The following is a 1,743-nucleotide window of genomic DNA, read 5'->3' as shown; positions in this document are numbered from 1 at the left end:
CATAAATTTATTAGATAGATGTTAAGTGGATAAACTAGTGTGAAAAATCCCCTCCTCGGAGGGGTGCCCAAAGGGCGGGGTGGGTAAAGATCTCCGCAGTAACTCGATCGAACCAAGATGTTATCTTTTGCGTGAAAATGCGTTATTTTATATTTGAAAGCGAATAAACACTTAAAAACCAGCATGAAAAAGAGTATATACTAATAAACAGGCATTAACAAGACTAAACCAGCACTTTCAGGCAAACCACTGATGCTAACAGCCGAGCGCAGACAATTTATTCTCGAAATTCTGCACCGCAACAAAAAGGTGCTCTCCTCAGAACTGAGTAACGAGTTGAAGGTTTCCGAAGACACCGTGCGCCGCGATTTGCGGGAACTATCCGAAGCCGGATTATTACAGCGTGTGCATGGTGGCGCACTGCTAACATCCCCCGCTACAGCCAGCTATGCAGACAGGCAAAAACAAGCACCCAAAGAAAAAGAAGCGATCGCCAAATCCGCCGCGAAGTTAGTTCGCCCTGGGCAGGTAGTAATATTAGATGGCGGTACGACGACGCTACAAGTCGCCCAGCATCTACCTTTGGATTTAGAGGCGACGGTAGTAACAAATAGCCCCCCGATCGCGTTAGCACTAGCCGAACACGATCGGATTGAGGTGATAATGTTGGGGGGAAGGCTCTATAAGAAAGCTCTAGTGAATGTCGGCGCAACCGCGATCGAATCCTTGCGATCGATTAGAGCGGATATCTGTATGCTAGGTGTGTGCAGTCTCCATCCCGAAGTCGGGATTAGTGTTGCCAACCTCGATGAAGCACACGTTAAAAAAGCGATGATTGCCGGAGCGGCGGAGGTAATTGGACTCGCCACCGAAGCCAAATTAGATACGGCGGCTAATTATGTCGTGGATAGTATTCGGGCTTTGACTTATCTAGTAACTGCACCCAGTGTATCACTCGATCGATTGGTAGCCTACGCAGATCTCGGTCTGACGATCGTTCAAGATACTTGAATTAATTAATAATTCCGAACAAGATCGGGATAAATGGAAGCATGACCGACCCAATTATCTTTTGAATAAATATTTTTATGCAGACTGTTGGGTGTTATTTTCAATATGTCGGCGGAGAACTGCATTAATCATTTCCGTGGGTTGCACACCTTGAGACTGGAACCATTTCATGACATCAGGATCTAGATGCACTAAATTCTGAGCCTGGGATGCGGGGATTCGCAGCATTGCTCGATCGAAGAATTCGTCGGTTAAGGGTGGAATATCTGAGTAATCAATAGTGTCATCAGACATCGCCGCCAATGCTTCCCAATGAGTACGTGAGGTATTGTTCGAGTCGTTTCTGTTCATAACGATTTGCTCTTCGTGCTGAAATTATTCGGATCGTATCCCCTTGTCGCTCTGTCCAGACAACTACCGCTACACCTAGACCGAGAAACCCAATCCCAATCCATCGATCTTCGCCATAATCAAGTCGGTCATCTGGCTCGATTAGCATGTTTTCGTCAAACATTACCGAAATATCTGCGAAGTCAATTTGATGCTTGCGGATATTCTCAAGGTTCTTTACTTCATCCCACTCAAATTGCATTAAAGCGACAATTAGGATACATCAAATTGAATTATCTCCTATTATCGCTCATCTGGCGATACTTGGTCTGACTAATTTAGATATTTAGTCGCCAAATTAATACTATTTAAAAAATATTAAATACTAAGTTTGGGCCATCA

Annotated in this window: 3 protein-coding genes; 1 reads left to right on the top strand and 2 read right to left on the bottom strand. The window is 44.6% G+C overall.

Annotation, left to right across the window (positions count from 1 at the left end; translation table 11 throughout):
- The first annotated feature begins 252 nt into the window (after positions 1 to 252).
- Entirely contained in the window at positions 253 to 1,011 is a 759-nt protein-coding gene (locus RMO52_RS16885; protein WP_310416481.1) for a DeoR/GlpR family DNA-binding transcription regulator, read from the top strand.
- Positions 1,012 to 1,086: 75 nt separating this feature from the next.
- Here the strand turns inward: RMO52_RS16885 and RMO52_RS16880 are convergent, their stop codons facing one another.
- Both RMO52_RS16880 and RMO52_RS16875 read right to left on the bottom strand, forming a co-directional pair.
- The gene (locus RMO52_RS16880) at positions 1,087 to 1,305 is read right to left on the bottom strand and encodes a BrnA antitoxin family protein (protein ID WP_310416478.1); all 219 of its coding nucleotides are present in this window, start codon (positions 1,303 to 1,305) and stop codon (positions 1,087 to 1,089) included.
- Positions 1,298 to 1,603: a BrnT family toxin gene (locus RMO52_RS16875; RefSeq protein WP_310416473.1), complete on the bottom strand. Its 306-nt coding sequence runs from the start codon at positions 1,601 to 1,603 to the stop codon at positions 1,298 to 1,300. The genes RMO52_RS16880 and RMO52_RS16875 overlap by 8 nt, the downstream gene beginning before the upstream one ends.
- Positions 1,604 to 1,743: the final 140 nt, after the last annotated feature.

Origin of the sequence: Chamaesiphon sp. OTE_8_metabat_110, from assembly GCF_031382685.1 — a bacterium.
Classification (GTDB): domain Bacteria; phylum Cyanobacteriota; class Cyanobacteriia; order Cyanobacteriales; family Chamaesiphonaceae; genus Chamaesiphon.
Note: the sequence above shows the minus strand (reverse complement) of the source record. Positions and strands in the feature narration are given on the sequence as shown.

Excerpts from the sequence above, each read along its gene's own strand:
- RMO52_RS16885 (WP_310416481.1), top strand. The coding sequence starts at position 253 with ATGCTAACAGCCGAGCGCAGACAATTTATTCTCGAAATTCTGCACCGC.
- RMO52_RS16875 (WP_310416473.1), bottom strand. The coding sequence starts at position 1,603 with ATGCAATTTGAGTGGGATGAAGTAAAGAACCTTGAGAATATCCGCAAG.
- RMO52_RS16880 (WP_310416478.1), bottom strand. The coding sequence starts at position 1,305 with ATGTCTGATGACACTATTGATTACTCAGATATTCCACCCTTAACCGAC.